The sequence below is a fragment of the Amycolatopsis granulosa genome (genome assembly GCF_011758745.1).
GTDB classification, from domain to species: Bacteria; Actinomycetota; Actinomycetes; order Mycobacteriales; family Pseudonocardiaceae; genus Amycolatopsis_E; species Amycolatopsis_E granulosa.
The window spans coordinates 1,229,526-1,249,359 of the sequence record NZ_JAANOV010000001.1; the positions used below are offsets into that span (position 1 = coordinate 1,229,526).

Annotated in this window: 20 protein-coding genes; 6 read left to right on the forward strand and 14 right to left on the reverse strand. The window is 73.4% G+C overall.

Going from position 1 to position 19,834, the window contains the following annotated elements; translation table 11 throughout:
• Window positions 1–17: 17 nt before the first annotated feature.
• The 5 genes from FHX45_RS05980 to FHX45_RS06000 all read right to left on the reverse strand — a co-directional run bounded on the left by FHX45_RS05980 (window position 18) and on the right by FHX45_RS06000 (window position 6,024).
• Window positions 18–989 (reverse strand): bifunctional riboflavin kinase/FAD synthetase, encoded by a 972-nt coding sequence (locus tag FHX45_RS05980; protein WP_167097401.1) that lies wholly within the window; start codon window positions 987–989, stop codon window positions 18–20.
• Window positions 990–1,048: 59 nt separating this feature from the next.
• Entirely contained in the window at window positions 1,049–1,960 is a 912-nt protein-coding gene (gene truB, locus FHX45_RS05985; protein ID WP_167097403.1) for a tRNA pseudouridine(55) synthase TruB, read from the reverse strand.
• A gap of 24 nt (window positions 1,961–1,984) precedes the next feature.
• Window positions 1,985–3,295: an MFS transporter gene (locus tag FHX45_RS05990; protein WP_167097405.1), complete on the reverse strand. Its 1,311-nt coding sequence runs from the start codon at window positions 3,293–3,295 to the stop codon at window positions 1,985–1,987.
• A gap of 206 nt (window positions 3,296–3,501) precedes the next feature.
• The gene (locus FHX45_RS05995) at window positions 3,502–4,824 is read right to left on the reverse strand and encodes an MATE family efflux transporter (protein WP_167097407.1); all 1,323 of its coding nucleotides are present in this window, start codon (window positions 4,822–4,824) and stop codon (window positions 3,502–3,504) included.
• 210 nt (window positions 4,825–5,034) lie between these two features.
• Entirely contained in the window at window positions 5,035–6,024 is a 990-nt protein-coding gene (locus tag FHX45_RS06000) for a DHH family phosphoesterase (RefSeq protein WP_167097409.1), read from the reverse strand.
• Window positions 6,025–6,048: 24 nt separating this feature from the next.
• On the opposite strand from FHX45_RS06000, the gene FHX45_RS06005 reads away from it, so the two are divergent.
• A complete protein-coding gene (locus FHX45_RS06005; protein WP_167097411.1) occupies window positions 6,049–7,083 on the forward strand; it encodes a TRM11 family SAM-dependent methyltransferase in 1,035 nt (344 codons plus the stop codon).
• 127 nt (window positions 7,084–7,210) lie between these two features.
• Here FHX45_RS06005 and FHX45_RS06010 read toward each other — a convergent pair whose 3' ends face one another.
• The 7 genes from FHX45_RS06010 to rimP form a co-directional block, all read right to left on the reverse strand.
• Window positions 7,211–7,594, reverse strand: a complete 384-nt coding sequence (locus FHX45_RS06010) for a hypothetical protein (protein ID WP_167097413.1) — start codon at window positions 7,592–7,594, stop codon at window positions 7,211–7,213.
• Window positions 7,595–7,726: 132 nt separating this feature from the next.
• Complete coding sequence (gene rbfA, locus FHX45_RS06015; protein WP_167097415.1) at window positions 7,727–8,203, reverse strand: 30S ribosome-binding factor RbfA; 477 nt, start codon at window positions 8,201–8,203, stop codon at window positions 7,727–7,729.
• Between the two features lie 21 nt (window positions 8,204–8,224).
• Window positions 8,225–8,518 carry a DUF503 domain-containing protein gene (locus tag FHX45_RS06020; protein WP_167097417.1) on the reverse strand — a complete coding sequence of 98 codons (294 nt, stop codon included), beginning with the start codon at window positions 8,516–8,518 and terminating at the stop codon, window positions 8,225–8,227.
• A gap of 67 nt (window positions 8,519–8,585) precedes the next feature.
• Complete coding sequence (gene infB / locus FHX45_RS28345; RefSeq protein ID WP_167097419.1) at window positions 8,586–11,495, reverse strand: translation initiation factor IF-2; 2,910 nt, start codon at window positions 11,493–11,495, stop codon at window positions 8,586–8,588.
• A gap of 77 nt (window positions 11,496–11,572) precedes the next feature.
• Window positions 11,573–11,950, reverse strand: coding sequence for a YlxR family protein (locus FHX45_RS06030; protein ID WP_167097421.1), 378 nt, complete (start codon window positions 11,948–11,950; stop codon window positions 11,573–11,575).
• A gap of 20 nt (window positions 11,951–11,970) precedes the next feature.
• On the reverse strand, window positions 11,971–12,996 hold the full coding sequence (gene nusA / locus FHX45_RS06035) for a transcription termination factor NusA (RefSeq protein ID WP_167097423.1): 1,026 nt from the start codon (window positions 12,994–12,996) through the stop codon (window positions 11,971–11,973).
• Window positions 12,993–13,526: a ribosome maturation factor RimP gene (rimP, locus tag FHX45_RS06040; protein ID WP_167108488.1), complete on the reverse strand. Its 534-nt coding sequence runs from the start codon at window positions 13,524–13,526 to the stop codon at window positions 12,993–12,995. Before rimP ends, nusA begins: the two co-directional genes overlap by 4 nt.
• Before the next feature lie 107 nt (window positions 13,527–13,633).
• On the opposite strand from rimP, the gene FHX45_RS06045 reads away from it, so the two are divergent.
• A complete protein-coding gene (locus FHX45_RS06045; RefSeq protein WP_167097425.1) occupies window positions 13,634–14,563 on the forward strand; it encodes a DUF4439 domain-containing protein in 930 nt (309 codons plus the stop codon).
• Between the two features lie 67 nt (window positions 14,564–14,630).
• A complete protein-coding gene (locus tag FHX45_RS06050) occupies window positions 14,631–15,203 on the forward strand; it encodes a hypothetical protein (RefSeq protein ID WP_167097427.1) in 573 nt (190 codons plus the stop codon).
• Here FHX45_RS06050 and FHX45_RS06055 read toward each other — a convergent pair.
• Both FHX45_RS06055 and FHX45_RS06060 read right to left on the reverse strand, forming a co-directional pair.
• Window positions 15,200–15,838: a hypothetical protein gene (locus FHX45_RS06055; protein ID WP_341771364.1), complete on the reverse strand. Its 639-nt coding sequence runs from the start codon at window positions 15,836–15,838 to the stop codon at window positions 15,200–15,202. The genes FHX45_RS06050 and FHX45_RS06055 overlap by 4 nt on opposite strands.
• Before the next feature lie 33 nt (window positions 15,839–15,871).
• Window positions 15,872–16,885 carry an aminotransferase class V-fold PLP-dependent enzyme gene (locus tag FHX45_RS06060; protein ID WP_167097429.1) on the reverse strand — a complete coding sequence of 338 codons (1,014 nt, stop codon included), beginning with the start codon at window positions 16,883–16,885 and terminating at the stop codon, window positions 15,872–15,874.
• Window positions 16,886–16,954: 69 nt separating this feature from the next.
• Between FHX45_RS06060 and FHX45_RS06065 the strand changes: the two genes are divergently transcribed.
• The 3 genes from FHX45_RS06065 (at window position 16,955) to FHX45_RS06075 (ending at window position 19,834) form a co-directional block, all read left to right on the forward strand.
• Complete coding sequence (locus tag FHX45_RS06065; RefSeq protein WP_341771365.1) at window positions 16,955–17,656, forward strand: rhomboid-like protein; 702 nt, start codon at window positions 16,955–16,957, stop codon at window positions 17,654–17,656.
• Between the two features lie 11 nt (window positions 17,657–17,667).
• Window positions 17,668–18,459 (forward strand): tyrosine-protein phosphatase, encoded by a 792-nt coding sequence (locus FHX45_RS06070; protein ID WP_167097431.1) that lies wholly within the window; start codon window positions 17,668–17,670, stop codon window positions 18,457–18,459.
• A gap of 160 nt (window positions 18,460–18,619) precedes the next feature.
• Window positions 18,620–19,834, forward strand: coding sequence for an amidohydrolase (locus FHX45_RS06075; RefSeq protein WP_341771366.1), 1,215 nt, complete (start codon window positions 18,620–18,622; stop codon window positions 19,832–19,834).

Below are 19,834 nucleotides of genomic sequence, written 5' to 3' on the forward strand. Positions count from 1 at the left end.
CACGCGCACCGGAGCGCTCAGCCGTCGAGACCGAGGACCGCCCGCGTCCGGCGCACGTCGTCGCCGATCTCCTCGACCAGGTCGTCGACCGAGGTGAACCGCACCATGTCCCGCAGCCGGTCGACGAAGTCCAGCGAGACGTGCTGGCCGTAGAAGTCCTCGTCGACGTCGAGCACGAACGCCTCGACCGTGCGCTCGCGACCGGAGAAGGTCGGGTTGGTGCCGACCGAGACCGCCGCCGGCAGCAGCCGCCCGGGCTGCTTGTCGCGCACGAACCAGCAGGCGTAGACACCGTCGGCGGGCACCGCCGCGAACCGCGGCGTGGAGAGATTGGCCGTGGGATAGCCCAGGTCGTGGCCGCGGCCGTCCCCGCGGACGACGATGCCTTCCAGGCGGTGCGGCCGTCCCAGCGCCTCGGCTGCCGCGACGACATCCCCGGCGTCGATGCACGACCGCACGTAGGTCGAGGAGAAGGTGATCTCGCCGGCGTCGGTCGTCTCGCCCTCCGCCGCGGCTCCGCCCTGCAGCTCGGCGCCGTAGGTGGCGAAACCGAAGCGGCGGCCCAGCTCCTTCAGCAGCGGCACGGTGCCGGCGGCCTTGTGGCCGAAGGTGAAGTTCTCCCCCACCACCACGGCCGCCGCGTGCAACCGGTCGACCAGCACCTCGTGCACGAACTCGTCCGCGGTCAACCGCGACAACTCGAGGGTGAACGGCAGCACGCAGAACACGTCGATGCCCAGCTGCTCGACCAGCTCCGCCTTGCGGCGCAGCGTGGTCAGCTGCGCCGGGTGGCTGCCCGGGCGGATCACCTCGGACGGGTGCGGATCGAAGGTCAGCATCACGCTGGGCAGGTTGCGGTGCTTGGCCACCTCGACCGTCTTCGCGATCAGCGCCTGATGCCCGCGGTGCACCCCGTCGAACACGCCGATCGTGACCACGCAGCGTCCCCACCCGCCGGGAAGATCAGCCAGTCCTCGCCACCTCTGCACGCACGCAGCGTACTGCCGCGCGTCGCGCGTCCGTGGAGGGTGGGGGGAGCGGCCGGCCCTCACGCCGGTGCGAGCACCACCACGGAGCGGGCCACGCCACCCGCGTCCACCGCGAGCGCCAGCGCGTGACCGTCGGGATCGAACACGCCGTAGGTGCCGGCCAGGCCGGACGCGCGCACCTGCTGTCCGTACCGGACCGCCCGGGCCGTGGCCGCATCGACCTGGTAGCGCGGGAACGCCGCGGCGACCGCGCTGTCCAGGTCGAGCGACAGCTCCGGTTTCTCCTCCAGCTGCTCCAGGGTGCGCGCGGCGGCCAGGCCGAACGGACCGACGGTCGTGCGGCGCAACGCGGCCAGATGACCGCCGACACCGAGGGCGTGCCCGAGATCACGGGCCAGCGCCCGCACGTAGGTGCCCGAGGAGCACTCGACGACCGCGTCCAGCTCGATGCGGCCGGCCTCGCGGCGGGTGGCGAGCAGGTCGAACCGGTGCACGGTGACCGGCCGCGGCTTGAGCGCGACCTCCTCCCCGGCGCGCACCCGCGCATAGGCCCGCTTGCCGGCGATCTTGACCGCGCTCACCGCACTGGGCACCTGCTGGATCTCGCCGGTCAACGCGGCGACAGCCCCGGCGATCACGTCGTCGGTGACGGCGGCCAGCGCGCCCGGATCCGCGGTGCCGAGTGGTTCGCCCTCCGCGTCGTCGGTGGTGGTCGCCGTCCCCAGCGCCAGCGTGGCGAGGTAGGTCTTGCGGTCCAGCGCCAGGTGGCCGAGCAGCTTCGTCGCCCGCTCGACACCCAGCACCAGCACACCGGTGGCCATCGGGTCGAGGGTGCCGGCGTGGCCGACCTTGCGGGTGCCCATGATCCGGCGCACCCGCGCCACCACGTCGTGGGAGGTCATGCCCGGTGGTTTGTCCACCACGAGCAGACCGGGCGGGGGCGCGGGGCGTCGGGTCTTCGGCTGGGACACGGCTGGACACCTTACGGGGCGCGGTTACGCCGGTGCCGGCACCTTCCGGGTCGCGGCGTCCCAGACGTGCCGGCGCACCTGCACCGGCACCTGCTCGCCCCGCTCCTGCGCGGCGAACAGCTCGGCACGGGCACGCAGCCACCACACCAGCATCCGGGACGTGCCCAGGACCAGCAGCGCGACGACCGCCAACAGCGCCAGCCGGAACTGCCCGCCGGTGAGCTGCAGCAGCACCCCGATCACGAGCGCGGTGACCGTGGTGGCGACGAACCCGCCGACGTTGACCACGCCCGTCGCGGTTCCCACCCGGGACAGCGGGTTGTAGTCGCGGGCCAGCGCGAACCCGATCATCGACGCCGGTCCGCCCAGGGACAGGAACGCGAACGCGGGCACGAGCACGCCGACCGGGATCTGCCCCGGCCAGCTCAGCAGCACCGCCCACACCGCCGCGGCACCGGCGAGGTAGGCGAGCACCAGCGGCATCCGCGTGCCCGGCCGGGCGGAGATGACGCTGCCGACCAGCGGACCGCCGATCATCGAGCCGAACACGAACACGGTCAGCAGCGCGCTCGCGGTGGCGGCCGGGCGGCCCTGGCCCTGCACCAGGAACGGCACGCCCCACAACAGGGTCAGCACGTTCGGGGCGAACATCGTGGAGAAGTGCACCCAGAAGCCCAGGCGGGTGCCCGGGACGCGCCAGGCCGTGCGGATCTGGCGCGCCAGCTGCCGCGCGTCGACCGGGCCGGCCTTCGGGGTGGCGCCGGACGGCGTGTCCCGGACCCGGCCGGCGACGACCGCGGCGTAGACCGCGGTGATCAGGCCGGCCGCGAGGAACGTCGGCGTCCAGCCCGGACCCGCGAGCAGCAGGGTGAGCGGAACGGTCGCGGCGAGGTTGCCGAGGAAGCCGATCGCGGTGGTGAAGCTGGTGACGACGGCGTACTGGCGGCCCGGGAAGTGCGCGGCGATCAGGCGCAGCACGCTGACGAACGTGAGCGCGTCGCCGAACCCGAGCACCCCGCGGGCGAGCAGGCCCAGCGCATAGCTGCCGGCGAGGGCGACCAGGACCTGGCCCAGGCCGAGGAAGAGCAGCGCGGCGGTGAGCACCTTGCGCGGGCCGAAGCGGTCGACGAGGACACCGGTCGGGATCTGCATCGCGGCGTAGACGCCGACCTGCAGGACGGTGAACGTGGACAGTGCGGCGGCGCCGACCCCGAACCGGTCGGCGGCTTCCAGGCCGGCGACCCCGAACGAGGTGCGGTGGAAGACGGAGAGGAGGTAGACGATGGCGGCGGTGAACCAGATGAGCCACGACCGGCGGCTGGCCTTGCCGGTCACGGGTGCCTGCTGCGGCGGCACGAGGAATTCCTCCCGAGGGTTGGACGGCGAAACGGCACGGGGACGCCCGCATCGCCGTCCCGGGAGTGATATCGCCGATGCCGGGCCGATACTTACCCGTTACCGGGGTGTTTTCAGCCACAGGGCGTAGCGGGATCACCCGATCGCCCCAGTCCGTCGGGCGCGAACCGCCCGCCGGCGAGGCATCACCGCACCGCGCCGAGCACCGTCCACCGGTCCGAGCGCCAGCGGGCCACCACGGCGGACAGGCGCAGCACCATGAACAGCGACAGCCCGGTCCAGATGCCGGTCAGCCCCCAGCCCAGGCCGAGCGACGCCCAGACCAGTGGCAGGAACCCGAGGGCGGCGCTGGCCAGCGTCGCGGTGCGGAGGAAGGCCGCGTCGCCCGCGCCGAGGAGCACCCCGTCCAGCGCGAACACCACCCCGGCGACCGGCTGCAGGGCCACGAAGAACCACCAGGCGTGCGGCACCTCACCCAGCACCCCCGGGTCCGAGGTGAACGCGTGCGGCAGTACCGGCGAGACCACCGCGAACACCACCCCGAGCACGCAGCCCATGACGAGCCCGTACCGGGTGATCTGCCCGGCCACCCCGCGCGCCTGCCGCGCCGATCCCGCCCCCAGCGCCGCACCAACCAGCGACTGGGCGGCGATCGCGACCGAATCGAGCACGAGTGAGAGGAACGTCCACAACTGGAGCACGATCTGGTGCGCCCCGACAGCGTCGGTCGAGGTACGGGCCGCCACGGCCGCGGCGGACACGAAGCACGCCTGGAACGCGAGGCTGCGCAGCACCAGGTCGCGGCCCAGGCCGAGCTGGGCGCGCATGACCTTCGGCCGCGGCGCCAGCGGCACCTTCTCGGCCACCAGCGCACGCAGGAACAGCCCGGCGCTGATCACCTGGGCGGCGACGTTCGCGACCGCGGAGCCCGTGAGCCCCCAGCCGGCGACGTAGACCAGCAGCGGGCACAGCACGGCCGAGATGCCGTTGCCCGCCAGGACGTAGCGCAACGGGCGGACGGTGTCCTGCACCCCGCGCATCCAGCCGTTGCCCGCCATCGTGACCAGGATCAGCGGCGCCCCGCACAACGCGATCCGCAGCCAGGACACGGCCTGCGCCGCGACCTCGTCACTGCCGGAGAGCAGCCGCGCGACGGGCCCGGCCAGCAGCTGCCCGGCGATCAGCACGAACAGGCCCACGACCAGCGCCAGCCAGGTGGCTTGTACACCTTCGCCGACCGCCTCCGCCCGGCGTCCCGCGCCGTGCAGGCGGGCGGTCCGCGAGGTGGTGCCGTAGGACAGGAACGTCAGCTGGGTCGAGACCTGGGCCAGCACGACGCCGCCGACCGCGAGCCCGGCCAGCGGCAGCGCCCCGAGGTGCCCGACGACCGCCGTGTCGACCAGGACGTACAACGGCTCGGCCGCCAGCACCCCCAGGGCCGGGACCGCCAGCCCCAGAACGCGCCGGGCGGGCACCTTCTCCCCGGCGGCTTCCACGGTTTCGGACACCCCCGCAGGTTAACCGGAGCCACCGACAAGATCGCCCACGCCGAGGACCGGCCCGCCACCTCAGCCCCGACCCACCCCGACCGCCCAACTCACCACCCGGAACGGCGAACACGGCGTGCGGGCGTGTTCGCTGATCGCGGCGGCGTGTTTGCCGCTTGTCGCGGCGGGTTGGCTGGTGCGGGCGGCGTCCACGCCAGCCACGGGGACGGCTCAGTTCAGCAGCGGCGCCTCCGCCAGGGCACGCCGCACCAGGGCCAGCCCCTCCTCGGCGGTGCCGTGGACCGTGCAGCCCGCCGCGAGCCGGTGGCCGCCGCCGCCGAGGCTGCGCGCCGCCTGGGACACGTCGATCTTGCCGATCGCGCGGAACGACACCGACCACTCCCCCGGCGCCTGCTCCTTGAGCACCACCGCGACCTCGGCCTCCCGCGTCGAGCGGATCACGTCGACCACACCCTCGACCTCCTCCAGCCGCACCGAGGCCGCCACCTCCGCGGTCACCACCGCGTGCACCAGCCCGAAACCCTGCGCCGCGTCCGGTTCCAGCCGCGCCGTCGCCAGCACCGCGGACAGCATCGGCAGCCACGCGAACGGGTGATCATCGATCACCTCGCGGGCCAGCCGGTCCGGGTCCACCCCGGCCTCCAGCAACCGGGCCGCCGCCCGGTGGGTCGACGGCCGCGCCCGGCGGAAGCCGCCGGTGTCGGTCACCAGCCCGGCGTAGAGGCACCGCGCGATCGGCTCGTCGAGCGGCACCCCCATCTCGTCCAGCAGTGCGAGCACCAGCACCGCGGTGGCCTCCGCGGTGTCGTCGACGAGGTGGACCGTGCCGTAGCGCAGGTTGGACGCGTGGTGGTCCACCACGAGCACCTCGCCCGCCGCGTCCAGCAGCCCGGCGAGCGTGCCCAGCCGGGACGGGCTCGGCGTGTCCAGGCACACCAGCAACCCCGCCGACGGCGGGACCTCGGCGGCCGGGACCACGAGGTTGTCCACGTCGAGGCCGCGCAGGCTCTCCGGCACCTCCGCCGGCTCGGCGAAGGACACGCGCACGGTCGCGCCGCGCCGCGATAGCGCGCGTCCCAGGGCCAGTGCGCTGCCGAGTGCGTCGGCGTCCGGGCGGACGTGGGCCAGCAGGGTGACGTCGGTCGCTTCCCGCAGCAGCGCGGCGGCGCGCGGGAAGTCGAGCGGGGCGGAGGTGCTCATGCGGGCAAGCTACGCTTTTTCCCGATGGTCGACTACGGGATCCTCCTCTACCCCGGCGCCAACCGCGTCTACGCCGACGCGTCCGCCGGACTGCTGCGCGCCGAGCTGACGGTGTTCGGCGAGGCGCTGCGCACACCGCTGTCCGGGATCGGCGAGCGCCGGGTCGGCGGCGTCACCTACGTCACGTTCGCGACGGAGACGGCGCTGTCCGAAGAGGACATCGCACTGCTGTCGAACCTCTCGTCGCTCTACGCGTTGTTCGAGTTCCGCGGCGACCTGCTGCGCCCGCTGCAGATCACGCCGCTGGACAAGCTGGACTCGGACCTGCTGACGATCCAGAAGTACCCGGGCAAGACCAACGAGCTGTTCACCAAGCTGCTGCTCAACGTCACGCTGCTGTCCCGCGCCCGGCCGGGCGAGTTCCTGACGCAGCCGCTGCACGTCGTGGATCCGTTGTGCGGCCGGGGAACCACGCTGAACCAGGCGATGATGTACGGCCTGGACGCCACCGGGCTCGACGTCGACAAGCGGGATTTCGAGGCCTACGAACGGTTCATCAAGACCTGGCTGCGGCAGAAACGCGTCAAGCACAGCGCCGACTCCGGCCCGCTGCGGCGGCACAAGCACCGGCTCGGGCAGCGCCTGGAGATCTCCTACGCGCTGGACAAGGACAGCTGGAAGGCGGGCGACGCGCGGCGGGTCACGTTCTTCAACGCCGACACCCTGACCACCGACGAGCTGCTCAAGGCCGGCTCGGCGGACGTCGTGGTGGCCGACGCGCCGTACGGCGTCCAGCACGGCAGCCATCAGCCCGACGAGCTCGCCCGGAGCCCGCGGGACCTGCTGGCGGCCGCCGTGCCGGTGTGGACGCGGGTGCTCAAGCCGGGTGGAGCGCTGGGGCTGTCGTGGAACACCCACGTCGCCAAGCGGGACGAGATCACCACGATCCTGGACCGGGCCGGGCTGGTGGTGCGCACCGGCGGGCCGTTCGAGGAGTTCGCGCACCGGGTGGACCAGGCGATCCTGCGGGACCTGATCGTGGCGCGCAAACCGGGCTGAATCCGCCGCCCGGTTCGAGGGTGACCGCTACGGCACCCAACGGGAACAGTGTGTCCACACCGGACTGGTCAGCTCTGCTGATCGCCGCCGTGAGGTGCCCCCGGCGGGTCCGGTGGCACCGGCTCCGTCAGGACATCTGAGGCGCCGGCAGCACGCCGAACTTGCCCGTCACGAAACGCCAGAACAACGGCACCGCCTCGGCGACCGGACGCTCCGCGACCTCGCCGCCGGTGCCGACGTGCTCGATCCGCACCCAGCCCGGCACCATCACCGCCCGCTGGGACCACGGCCCGGTCACGACCACGGCGCCCCACGGGGCCCGCGGCACCGGCCGGTCCACCACGATCAGGTCGCCCAGCGACGTCGACCCGAGCAGGGGGGCGCGCGAGTCCAGCACGCTCTCCACCACCTCGGCCATGTGATCGTAGGCCGGCCGGGCGGCGGCGAGCTGGCGGAACTCCGCGGCGATGTCCGCCCACGGCCGCGGCCGGAACGGGTACAGCCATCCCATCGACCTCACGTGGACCCCCTCGGACCCGGCTCACGACACTGTTCCCGTGATCCAAGCACGGCCCGTCAAGGTGCCGGGAAAACGACATGCCCCGCGCCGGCTGGGCGCGGGGCATGGTCGGCGGAACCGGGTCTACTCCCCGGCGTCGTCGGTGGCGTCGTCCTCGGAGTCGTCCTCGTCACGGGGCTGCTTGTACGGGTCGGGGTCACCCGCGTGCTTGGCACCCGTCGCGCGGCGGGCCAGCTCGGCGTCGGCCTCGCGGGCCTTCGCGAGCAGGTCCTCGATGTGCCGGGCGTCCTCCGGGATGGTGTCCGCGACGAACGTCAGCGTCGGCGTGAACCGCACCCCGGTGCCCTGCCCGACCCGGCTGCGCAGCACACCCCGCGCCGACTCCAGCGCGGCGGCCGCGCCCGGGAAGTCCGGCTTGGACTCCAGCGTCTCCCCCAGCACGGTGTAGTAGACCGTCGCGTCGTGCAGGTCCGCGGTGATCTTCGCGTCGGTGATCGTCACGTTCTTCAACCGCGGGTCCTTGATCTCGTGCTCGATCGCCGACGCGACGATCTGCGAGATCCGTTTGGACAGCCTGCGGGCGCGAGCCGGATCGGCCATCACGCACTCCCCTTGATTTCTTCAGTCTTCCGGCCCGACCAGCCGGCGGCGGGCGGACAGCAGCTCCAACTCGGGCCGCTGCGCCACCAGCCGTTCACAGCCGTCGAGCACATCACGAACATGCTCACCGTCTGCCGCCACCACCGCCACCCCGATCAGGGCCCGGCGGTGCAGGTCGAGGTGACCGGCCTCGGCGACCGACACCTCGAACTTGCGGCGGACCTCGGCGACGAGCGGCCGCACCAGCGACCGTTTCTGCTTCAGCGACTGCACGTCGCCGAACAGCACGTCGAGCTCGAGCGCACCTACGTACATCGGTTCCCTGTCCCAGGTGAGGCCGCGGGGCCGGTCAGCAGACCGGCCCCGCGAACCACTACCCGACTCAGACGCGCGGCTTCTCGCGCTGCTCGTAGGTCTCGATGACGTCCTCGACCTTGATGTCGCTGTAGGACCCGAGCGTGAGACCGCACTCGTAGCCCTCCCGGACCTCGACCACGTCGTCCTTGAACCGCCGCAGCGAGCTGACCGGCAGGTTCTCGGCGACGACCACGTTGTCCCGCAGCAGGCGCGCCTTGGCGTTGCGGCGGATCTCGCCGGACTGCACCAGGCAACCGGCGATCGTGCCGAACTTGGAGGACTTGAAGACCTCGCGCACCTCGGCGCGGCCCAGCTCGACCTCTTCGTACTCCGGCTTGAGCATGCCCTTGAGGGCCTGCTCGATCTCGTCGATCGCCTGGTAGATCACCGTGTAGTACCGGACGTCGACGCCCTCGCGGTTGGCCCGCTCGGTCGCCTTGCCCTCGGCCCGCACGTTGAAGCCCAGGACGATCGCGTCGGAGGCCGTCGCCAGGTCGATGTCGCTCTCGGTGACGCCACCGACACCTCGGTGGACCACGTTCAGCTCGACCTCCTCGCCGACGTCCAGCTGCACGAGCGACGCTTCCAGCGCCTCGACCGTACCCGAGTTGTCACCCTTGATGATCAGGTTGAGGCTGTTCGTCTCCTTCAGCGCGGAGTCCAGGTCCTCCAGGCTGACGCGCTTGCGCTTGGCGGCGTTCTGCGCGTTGCGGATGCGGGCCTGGCGGCGCTCGGCGATCTGCCGGGCCACCCGGTCCTCCTCGACGACGAGGAACGTGTCGCCCGCGCCGGGCACCGACGTGAAGCCGATGACCTGCACCGGACGCGAGGGCAGCGCCTCGGTGACGTCCTCGTTGTACTCGTCGACCATCCGCCGCACGCGACCGTAGGCGTCGCCGGCCACCACCGAGTCGCCGACCCGCAGTGTGCCGCGCTGGACCAGCACGGTGGCCACCGGGCCGCGGCCGCGGTCGAGGTGCGCCTCGATCGCGACGCCCTGCGCCGGCATGTCCGGGTTGGCCCGCAGGTCCAGGGTGGCGTCCGCGGTCAGCAGGATCGCCTCGAGCAGCCCGTCGATGTTGATGTTCTCGCGGGCGGAGATGTCGACGAACATCGTGTCGCCGCCGTACTCCTCGGCCACCAGGCCGTACTCGGTGAGCTGCTGGCGGATCTTCTGCGGGTTCGCACCCTCTTTGTCGATCTTGTTGACCGCGACGACGATCGGCGCCTTGGCCGCCTGGGCGTGGTTGATCGCCTCCACCGTCTGCGGCATCACACCGTCGTCCGCGGCGACCACGATCACCGCGATGTCGGTGGAGTTCGCGCCGCGGGCACGCATGGCGGTGAACGCCTCGTGACCCGGGGTGTCGATGAAGGTGATCAGCCGCGGCGTGCCGTCCAGCTCGGTCTCGACCTGGTAGGCACCGATGTGCTGGGTGATGCCACCGGCCTCCCGCTCGTGCACCCGCGTCTTGCGGATGGTGTCGAGCAGGCGGGTCTTACCGTGGTCGACGTGACCCATGACGGTCACCACCGGCGGGCGGACCTGCAGGTCCTCCTCGCCGCCCTCGTCCTCACCGTAGGTGATGTCGAAGGTCTCCAGCAGCTCGCGGTCCTCCTCCTCGGGAGAGACGACCTGCACGTTGTAGTTCATCTCCGAGCCGAGGAGCTCCAGCACCTCGTCCGAGACGGACTGCGTCGCGGTGACCATCTCGCCCAGGTGGAACAGCACCTGCACCAGGGAGGCCGGGTTCGCGTCGATCTTCTCCGCGAAGTCGGTCAGCGAGGCACCGCGCGGCAGCCGGATGGTCTCCCCGCTGCCCTTGGGCAGCCGGATGCCACCGACCGACGGCGCCTGCATGTTCTCCATGTACTCCTGGCGCTTCTGCCGCTTCGACTTGCGGCCCTTGCGTGAGGGACCACCGGGGCGCCCGAAGGCACCGGCCGTGCCGCCGCGGCCACCGCCGCCGCCACGACCGCCGCGGAAGCCGCCGCCACCACCGGCCGGGGCGCCACCGCCACCACCGGGACGGAAACCGCCGCCACCGCCGCCGGGACCGCCACGCGGGGCGCCGCCACCGCCACCGCGGGGACCACCCGGTCCGCCACGACCGGCACCGGCACCACCACGGCCGCCGCCGGGGCCACCACGGCCCGCACCGCCGGGACCGCCGCCGGGCCGCTGCACGCGGCCGGGCATCATGCCCGGGTTCGGGCGCGGCGGCATGTTGCCCGGGGTCGGGCGGTTGCCGCCGCCCGGACGCGGAGCCGGACGGTCACCGCCGCCGGACCGCTCGGCCGGGCGCTCGCCGCCCTGGCCGCCGGGACGTGCCGGCGGACGCGGCGCGGGCGCGCCGGAGCCGACACCGAAGGGGTTGTTGCCGGGCCGCGGGGCACGCGGGCCGGGCCGCGGGCCGGGCTTGGGGCCCTGCGGCTTGGGCGGCACCACGGAACCGGTCTGGCCGGAACCGCCCGCACCCGGACGCGGCGTGCCGGTCTTGGGTGCCGGGGGCTGCGCCTTCGCGGCCGGGGCCTGCTGCTGCTCCGGCTGCTCGGCCGGACGCTGCTCGGCCGGACGCTGCGGGGCCGGCGCCTGCGGCGCGGGCGCGGCCGGGGCCTGCTGCTGCGGGCCGGGACGCGGGCCGGGCTTGGCACCCGGGACCGGGCGGGCCTGCGGCTGCTGCTGACGCGGCGCGCCCGGTTTCGGGGCCGCGCCGTTACCCGCCGACGATGCCGGGCGGGCGCCGCCGGACCGGCCGGCGGACCTGTTGTCCTTGGTGACGAAGGCGTCCCGCAGCCGCCGGGCAACGGGTGCCTCGACGGTCGACGACGCCGACTTCACGAACTCGCCCTGCTCCTTCAGCTTGGCGAGAACTTCCTTGCTCGTAACTCCGAGCTCCTTCGCGAGCTCGTGCACACGGGCCTTGCCTGCCACTGCTCTCCTCAACTGGTGAGGCCGGGCGGCAAACCCGCTCGACCTCGTCCTATCGTCGCGCGTTCATGGCTTCAGCTTCACGGCTGACTCATGACGGGTCGACCTGCTTCCTTCGTTTCCTCCGGACCGGGGACGCTCCCCTGTCCGTGCCTCCCGGCGACCTGCCCGGCGTGGTCACGCAGCTCCGCCGCGTCGAGCGGTCCCGCGACCCTGAGGGCCCTGGGAAACGCTCGCCGCCGCTCGGCCTTGGCCAGGCACTCCGGCCCGGGGTGCAGCCAGGCACCCCGTCCCGGCAGCCGCCGACGCGTGTCGGCGACCAGCCGCCCGTCCTTCGCGACCACTCGCAGTAGTTCACCGACGGGAGCCCGCTTCTTGCACCCCACGCACGTCCGCACCGGGGGGTGTCCCCGGTGCTTCGCGCGTACAGCATCCGAGCGCGAGCTCCGCACCACCATCGAGTTTAACTCGTGGCCTCTCACTCAGCCGAACCGGTTGCCGCCGCCGCCGCGTCCTCGGCCGCCGCATCGGCGGCCGCGTCGCTGCGGATGTCGATCCGCCACCCCGTGAGCCGGGCGGCGAGGCGGGCGTTCTGGCCTTCCTTGCCGATGGCCAGCGAGAGCTGGAAGTCCGGCACCACCACGCGGGCCGTCTTCGTGCGCTCGTCCACCACCTGAACCGAGACAACCTTCGCGGGGCTCAGCGCATTCCCCACGAAGCGGGCCGGATCCTCGGAGTAGTCGACGATGTCGATCTTCTCACCCCCGAGCTCGCTCATCACGTTGCGCACCCGCTGCCCCATCGGGCCGATGCACGCGCCCTTGGCGTTGACACCCGGGACGGTGGAGCGCACTGCGATCTTGGTGCGGTGCCCGGCCTCGCGCGCCACCGCCGCGATCTCCACCGTGCCGTCGGCGATCTCGGGCACTTCGAGTGCGAACAGGCGGATCACCAGGTTCGGGTGGGTGCGCGACAACGTGATCGACGGGCCCCGGGAGCTGCGCGAGACGGTCAGCACGTACGCCTTGATGCGCTCGCCGTGCTCGTACCGCTCGCCCGGCACCTGCTCGCCAGGGGGGATCACCCCCTCGGTGTCGCCCACCTGGACGATCACCATGCCGCGGGCGTTGGCCCGCGCGTCCCGCTGGATGACCCCGGCGACGATCTCCCGCTCCCGTGTGGAGAACTCGCCGTAGGTCTTCTCGTGCTCGGCGTCGCGCAGGCGCTGCAGGATGACCTGGCGCGCGGTGGTCGCCGCGATCCGGCCGAACCCCTCCGGGGTGTCGTCCCACTCCTCGTCGACCTCGCCGTCCTCGCTCAACGTGTGCGCGAGGACGCGCACCACGCCGGTCTTGCGGTCGATGTCGATGCGGGCGTGCGGCTGGTGCCCCTCGGTGTGCTTGTAGGCGGTCAGCAGCGCGGTCTCGATGGCCTCCAGGACCGTCTCGAAGGGGATGTCCTTGTCCCGCTCGATCGCGCGCAGGGCCGCGATGTCCACGTTCACTTCGGATCCTCCTCCGGCTCGCCCGCGTTGTGCGCCGAGGCGTCTGAATCGAGCAGCTTCAGCTCCTCGGTCGGTGGTTGCCTGAACTCGATCTCGATGACGGCCTTCGCCACATCGGCGTAGCGCACGTCCCGGATCTCACCGCCCGCCAGCACCCGCGCGGACTCCTCGCCCGCGTGGCCGACCCGGCCCACGAACTCGGCGCCCTCCCGTGGCGTGATCCGCACGAGCCGGAACCGCGACCGGCGCCAGTGGCGCGGCCGGGTCAGCGGGCGGTCGACGCCCGGCGAGGTCACCTCGAGGGTGTAGGCGCCGGCGATCAACTGCTCGTGCTCGTCCAGCACGGCCGAAACGACACGGCTGACGTCGGCGACCTCGTCGAGTCCCACGCCGTCGTCGGAGTCGACGACGACCTTGACGAGCTTGCGGCGGCCCGCTTGCTGGACGTCGAGCGCGTCGAGGTCGAAACCCGCGCCGGACACGGCTTCGGCCACGATCGGCTCCAGCCGGGCGGCGAGTTCTCCAGGCACCTTGGCGCTCTCCTGTTTGGTCTGCTGTCGGTTGGTGAGGGACAAGCTTATCTTGTTGCCCCCGGTCACCGCCCGTGGTCACCGGCGCCCTGGCAGGATGGGCGCCCGTGAGACCTCGTACCCGTCGCGACGTCCTGCGGACGAGCGCGCTGGCGGCGCTGGCCGTCCCGCTCACCGCGTGTGCCACCGGCTACTCCGACGACCCGGATCCGCTCGCCCTGCTGGCCGAGCAGGCCCGCTCCGATGCGGCCGCGGCGGACGCGGTGGCCGCCGCGTCCGGCGGTGACGCGGACGTGGCGCGCCAGTACGCGGCGGCCCGCACCGCGCACGCACAGGCCTTGCAGTACGAAGTGGACCGGCTGAACCGGCCGAAGTCGCCGGTGCAGGCGGTGGTGCCGGCCGAGCAGGGCATGGCCGGGCTGAAACAGCGGCTGGCCACGGCGCGCCGGCAGGCCGAGGGGCTGGTGGACGGGCTGCCGCGATACCGGGCCGGGCTGGTCGCCGCGGTCGCCGGTGGCTGCGCGGGGCTGCAACGGGTGGGGACCAAGCTCGGCCCGGGCACCGATCCGGGCCAGGTGACCGCGCCGGCGTCGGCGATCCCGCCGGAGTCGGTCGGGCCGGTGCAGCGGGCCCTGTCGGCCGAGCACGCCGCGCTGTGGATCTACGGGCTGGTCAGCGCTTTCCTGCCGGACAACTACCGGGCCGGCGTCGCCGAGGGCACCGCCGACCACCACGACCGGCGGGACGCCTGCGTGCGCATGCTGGCCGGGGTCGGCGTGGAGCCGGAACCGGCCGAGCCCGCCTACATCGCGCCGAGGCCGGTCACCGACCCCACCTCGGCCAAGAGCGTGGTCGGCATCGCGGAGGCGGACGCCGCCACGGCCTGGCGGGGCGTGCTGGAGCAGACCGACGACGCCGGGCTGCGCTCGGTGGCGCTGAAAGCGCTGCTCGGGTCGGCGCGGCGCGGTACCCGCTGGCGCGAGGCGGCCGGCGAGCAGCCGGTGGCGATCGTGCTGCCGGGCGCCCCGCAGACCTGACCGGGGCGCGCGATCGGGCGCGACGGCATAACCTTCCCCGGACACGCTCGACGCCCGAGGACGCCCCTTGCTGACCCTGACCCGCTCCCTGACCGGCCTGACCGAGGACGGCGCGGCCCGCCTGCGCGGCCTGCTCCTGCGCCAGCTGATCCGGATGCCGCACGGCCGGCCCGGTGAGTTCGTCGTCCTGCACCTGTTCCTGGTCCCGCCCGCGCCCGGCGCCTCCCGGTACGCGCTGTACGAGGTCGCGCAGCCGCTGGTGGACGAGCCGCTGCCACAGGTGCAGGGGCGGGCGCTGAGCGAGCTGCAGGCCGCGGGCGGGGATCCACGGCTGGTGCCCGGTGCCGATCAGGGCTGGCGGGAGACCGATCCCGGGCGGCGCGGCGTGTACCTGGGCACCGGCGCGCGCTTCACCGGCTCGCGCCCGGGCATCACCGGCACCACCATCGCCCGGCTCGTCGACCACACCGCGGTGATGTTCGTGCTCGACGACAAGCACCAGCCGGTGTTCCTGCAGAGCTCGAAGCACCTCGTGGTGGCCGGGGAGCGGCTGCCGCCGTCCCCGGAGATCCCGGCGCTGGGCAAGCCGCCCTTCCGGCTGATCGACTCGCTGGTGGCCTACCTGCGCAACGCGGGTTAGCCGCCCGGGGTCAGATCGAGGGCCTCGTTGCCGATGCGCCGCAGCGCCGGGTCCCCGGCACGTCCGTCGAAGTACGCGGACAACACGATCGTCAGCGTGCTGCCCTGCACGCGGGAGGTGTAGTAGCCGTCGGCGAGCTTCGGCGCCCCCGGGATCTGCGCCGTGCCGTCCCGCACCAGGTCGGTGACGTTGCCCGTGTCGTCGGCGTCGGCGAGCTTCTTGAGCTGCCGCGCATCCTCCGGTGCCGGCAGGGTGACCACCGCGACCGAGACCAACGCGCGCGCGGTGCCCGCGTTCGTGGTGTAGAGGGCACGGACCAGCCGCTGGCACGGATGCTGGGCGAACCACTGCTTGATCTGCCCGTAGGAGTTCGCCGCGCAGTCGGTCGCGGCGATCGGCCCGTCCGTCAGCGCGAACTGGAACTCCTTGGCCGGCGGTGACGCGGGCGGGGACGCCTCGTCCGGGCCGCCGCGCACCAGCCACCAGACGAGCCCGGCCACGACCGCGACCCCGACCAGGCCGGCGATCTTGACCACCGCTCCGCGTGGCCGCCGGGGCGGCGGAGCCGGTTCGGCGGGGACCCGGGGCAGCGGCGCGGTGTCGCCGGAGCCGGGGAGGAATTGCGCACCAACCACGGGGGCACACCGTAGCTCACTCGTGCGGGTGACTCACCGCAGCGCGTCCAGAACGCGTTCGACGTCGTCGCCGGTGTTGTAGAGGTGGAAGCCGAGGCGCGCCCGGCCGGCGCGGGCGCTCGCGGTGATCCCGGCCCGGGCGAGCGCGGCCGGATCGGCCGCCAGCGCCACGATCGCGCTGCCCCGCTCGGGCAGTCCGAGCCTGGTCAGCAGGGTGTCGGCGAGCTGCACGGCGTGCGCGCGCACCGCGTTCAGGTCGAGCGAGGCCAGGTACGGCAGCGCGACCGCCGCACCCGCGTGCGCGAACCACACCGGCGACACGTCGAAGCGGCGCGGCCCGTCGGCCAGCCGCAGCGGCAGGCCGTAGACGGTCTGCCACGGGTCCTCGCCGGCGTACCAGCTCGCGGCCACCGGAACGGTCCGGTCCGTCACCCGCGGGTGCACCGCCAGCCAGGCGCAGCCACGCGGGGACAGCAGCCACTTGTACCCGGCGGCCACCACCCAGTCGGCCCACTCCAGCTCCAGCGGCAGCCACCCGGCCGCCTGGGTCGCGTCGAGGACGACCGGCACCCCGGCGGCCTCGCACTCCGCGCGCAGGGCGCCGAGGTCCACCAGCGTCCCGTCCGCGGACTGGGCGACGCTGACGGTCACCAGGTCGTGGCCGCGCACGGCGCCGGGCAGGTCGGCGACCGGCACCTCGGTGATCCGCGCGCCCCGGGCGGCGAACGGGAACGTGGTGCTGGTGAACTCGCCCGCCGCGGTGAGCACGCGGGCGCCGCCGGGCAGCCCCGCGGCGACCATCGCGAGCATCTGCGCGACGGACGCGCCGATGGCCACCCGGCCGGCCGGCACGCCGACGAGGTCCGCGAAGCCCTGCCGGGCGCGGGCGACCAGCGGCTCGAAGTCCGTCGGCTGCGCGGCACCGGTCCGCCAGGCCTCGACCGCACCGGCGACCGCGCCGGCGACGGCCGCGGGCGGGATGCCGATGCTCGGGGTGTTGAGGTACCCGTCCGGGACGGCGAACCCGGCGCCGAAGGCTGTGCGCATGCCCGGACGGTAACCGACCCGAAGGAGTGGTCACAGCGTTTTCACAGCGGATGCGGGAACACTGGGGAAGTGCCCCGCTTCAGACCGTCGAGCGTGCTGCCCACTCCGGACGGCACGCCGTTCACGTTCTGGTACCTGATGGTGCTGCTGGCCACCACCGGCCTGCAGCACCTGCTCGGCCAGAACGTGTCGGCCCGCCTGCTCGAGCTGGCCAGCACGGACGCGCACAACCTCTGGCACCGGCCGGTGATGAGCCTGATCAGCAGCGCGCTCTGGCTCGGCAACGACGGCTGGGTGGTGTACGTGCTCATCTTCACCCTCGCCGTGGCGCCGCTGGAACGCCGGATCGGGGCGGGGTGGACGTTCGCGGTGTTCGCCAGCGGGCACGTGCTCGCGACGCTGGCGACCGAGCTGCCGGTGATGGTGGCGATCGGGCAGGGCCTGCTGCCGCGCACCGACGGCCGCTGGCTCGACATCGGGGTCAGCTACGGGTTCTTCGCGACCGCCGGTGCGCTCGTGCCGGTGCTCGCACGGCGGTTCCGGGTGTGGGGGGTGCTGGGTATCGAGGCCGGGATCATGGTGATCTACGTCATGGACTCGCCGGAGACGCTGAGCGCCCTGGTCACCTTCGCCGGGCACCTGATCGCCGCGCACATCGGCATGCTGGGCTGGTCACGGTGGTTGCGGCGGCACGGCGTCACGGCCACGCTGCCCCGTCCGGCCGAACCCGCTGAGCGGGCTCGCCCCTTGGCGCGGTCGGCGGCGCGGTGAACCATGGGGGCATGCACTGGCTGGAGCTGGAGGGGGCGGCCAACGCCCGCGACGTCGGCGGGCTGCCGACCGGGGACGGTGGCGCGGTCGCTCCGCGCCGGCTGCTGCGCTCGGACAACCTGCAGGGACTGACGCCGCGGGACGTCAAGGTGCTGGTGGACGACCTCGGCCTGACGACGGTGGTCGACCTGCGCGGCACGCCCGAGGTCGCGCAGGAGGGACCCGGGCCACTGACCAGGGTCGCCTCCGTACGGCACCACCACTTCTCCGTGCTGCCGGAAAGCGGCGGCACGACGGATGCGACGGCCGGCGACATCAGTGACGCGCTCTACCTGAGCCGCCGGCAACGGACGCTCGAACGGTTCCCGGACGACGTGATGACCGCGTTGTACCTCGGCTACCTGGAGGACCGGCCGGAGAGCATGGTCGGTGCGCTGCGCGCGATCGCCGGCGCGCCGGGTGCGGCGCTGGTGCACTGCGCGGCGGGCAAGGACCGCACGGGCGTGGTGACGGCGTTCGCGCTGACGGCCGCCGGGGTGCGGCGCAACGCGGTGATCACCGACTACACGGCGAGCGGCGAGCGGATCCGGGCCATCCTGGACCGGCTGCGGACCTCCCCCACCTACGCCCCGGATCTGGACCGGCGGCCGGACGACGAGGACCACCGCCCCCGGCCGGAGACGATGGAACTGTTCCTGGACCAGGTGGACAAGCGGTACGGGGGCGTGCTGGCGTGGCTGGACGGCCACGGGTTCGGCGCGGACGACGTGACCGCGCTGCGGACCAAACTGCTGGCGCGCTGAGGAGCGCAACCAGGTCGTCGCGCGGCTGCCGTGCCGGACCGCCACGGGTGCGGACGCGTGCACCGGCGGGTTGATCGACCACTTCGGACGGTCATACCCGGCGAGCGGGGAGCCCGGCGGAGGGCATCGGCGGTCCGGGTAGCCGTGCGATGCTGGAGCCGTGAGCGACCTGTACGTGAGCGACGTGCGCCCATGGGGCGGCGAGTTGTCGGACGTGGTGATCCGGGACGGCCGGATCGCCGCGGTGACGCCGGCCGGCGGGGAGGCACCCGACGGCGTGACCCGGGTGGCCGGTGCGGGCCGGCTGCTGCTGCCCTCGTTCTCCGACGTGCACGTCCACCTGGACTCCACCCGGCTGGGGCTGCCGTGGCGGCCCAACGACTCCCCGGGCGGGGTGTGGGCGAACATGCTGCACGACCGGGCGCACTGGCGCACCGCGGAGGTGCCGATGACCGAGCGGTCCACTCACCTGCTCGGGCTGCTCGTCGCGCACGGCGTCACCCGGGTGCGCGGGTACGCGCAGGTCGACGCCGACTGCAAGCTGGAGCGGCTGGAAGCGGTGGTCGCCGCGCGGGAGGCGCACGCGGCACGGGCCGACGTCGAGATCATCGCGTTCCCCCAGGCCGGGCTGCTGCGGGAGCCCGGGGTGCCGGAGCTGATGGACGCCGCGCTGCGCTCGGGTGCGGGTGTGGTGGGGGGCATCGATCCGTGCGGGGTGGACGGCGACCCCGTGCGGCACCTGGACATCCTGTTCGGACTGGCCGAGCGGCACGGCGTGCCGGTCGACGTCCACCTGCACGAACCCGGCGAGCTGGGCCTGTTCAGCCTCGGCAAGATCATCGAGCGGACGCGGGTGCTCGACATGCGCGGCAAGGTCACCATCTCGCACGCCTTCACGCTCGCGCACACCCCGTCGCCGCGGCTGGACGAGGTGCTGGCCGAGATGGCGTCGCTGGACATCTCGGTCGCCACGGTCGCCCCGCCCGGGCCGAACACGCTGCCGCTGCGGCGGCTCACCGAGGCCGGCATCCGGGTCGGGCTGGGCGACGACGGGCAGCGGGACTACTGGTCGCCCTACGGCAACGCGGATCTGCTCGACCGGACGTGGCAGCTCGCGTTCACCAACGGGTTCCGCCACGACTCGCTGGTGGAGCACGCGCTGGCGGTCGGCACCTGGGGCGGCGCGACGGTGCTCGACCCGTCGCTGCGCGCGCTGCGCGGAGTGGACGACCGTCCCGGTGTCGCGCCCGGCGACGTGGCCGACCTGGTCCTCCTCGACGGCGCGGCCCCGGCCGCCGCGGTGCAGGACCGGCTGCCGCACCGGACGGTGATCCACGCCGGCCGCGTCGTGGCTCACGACCTCGCGCTGGTGTGA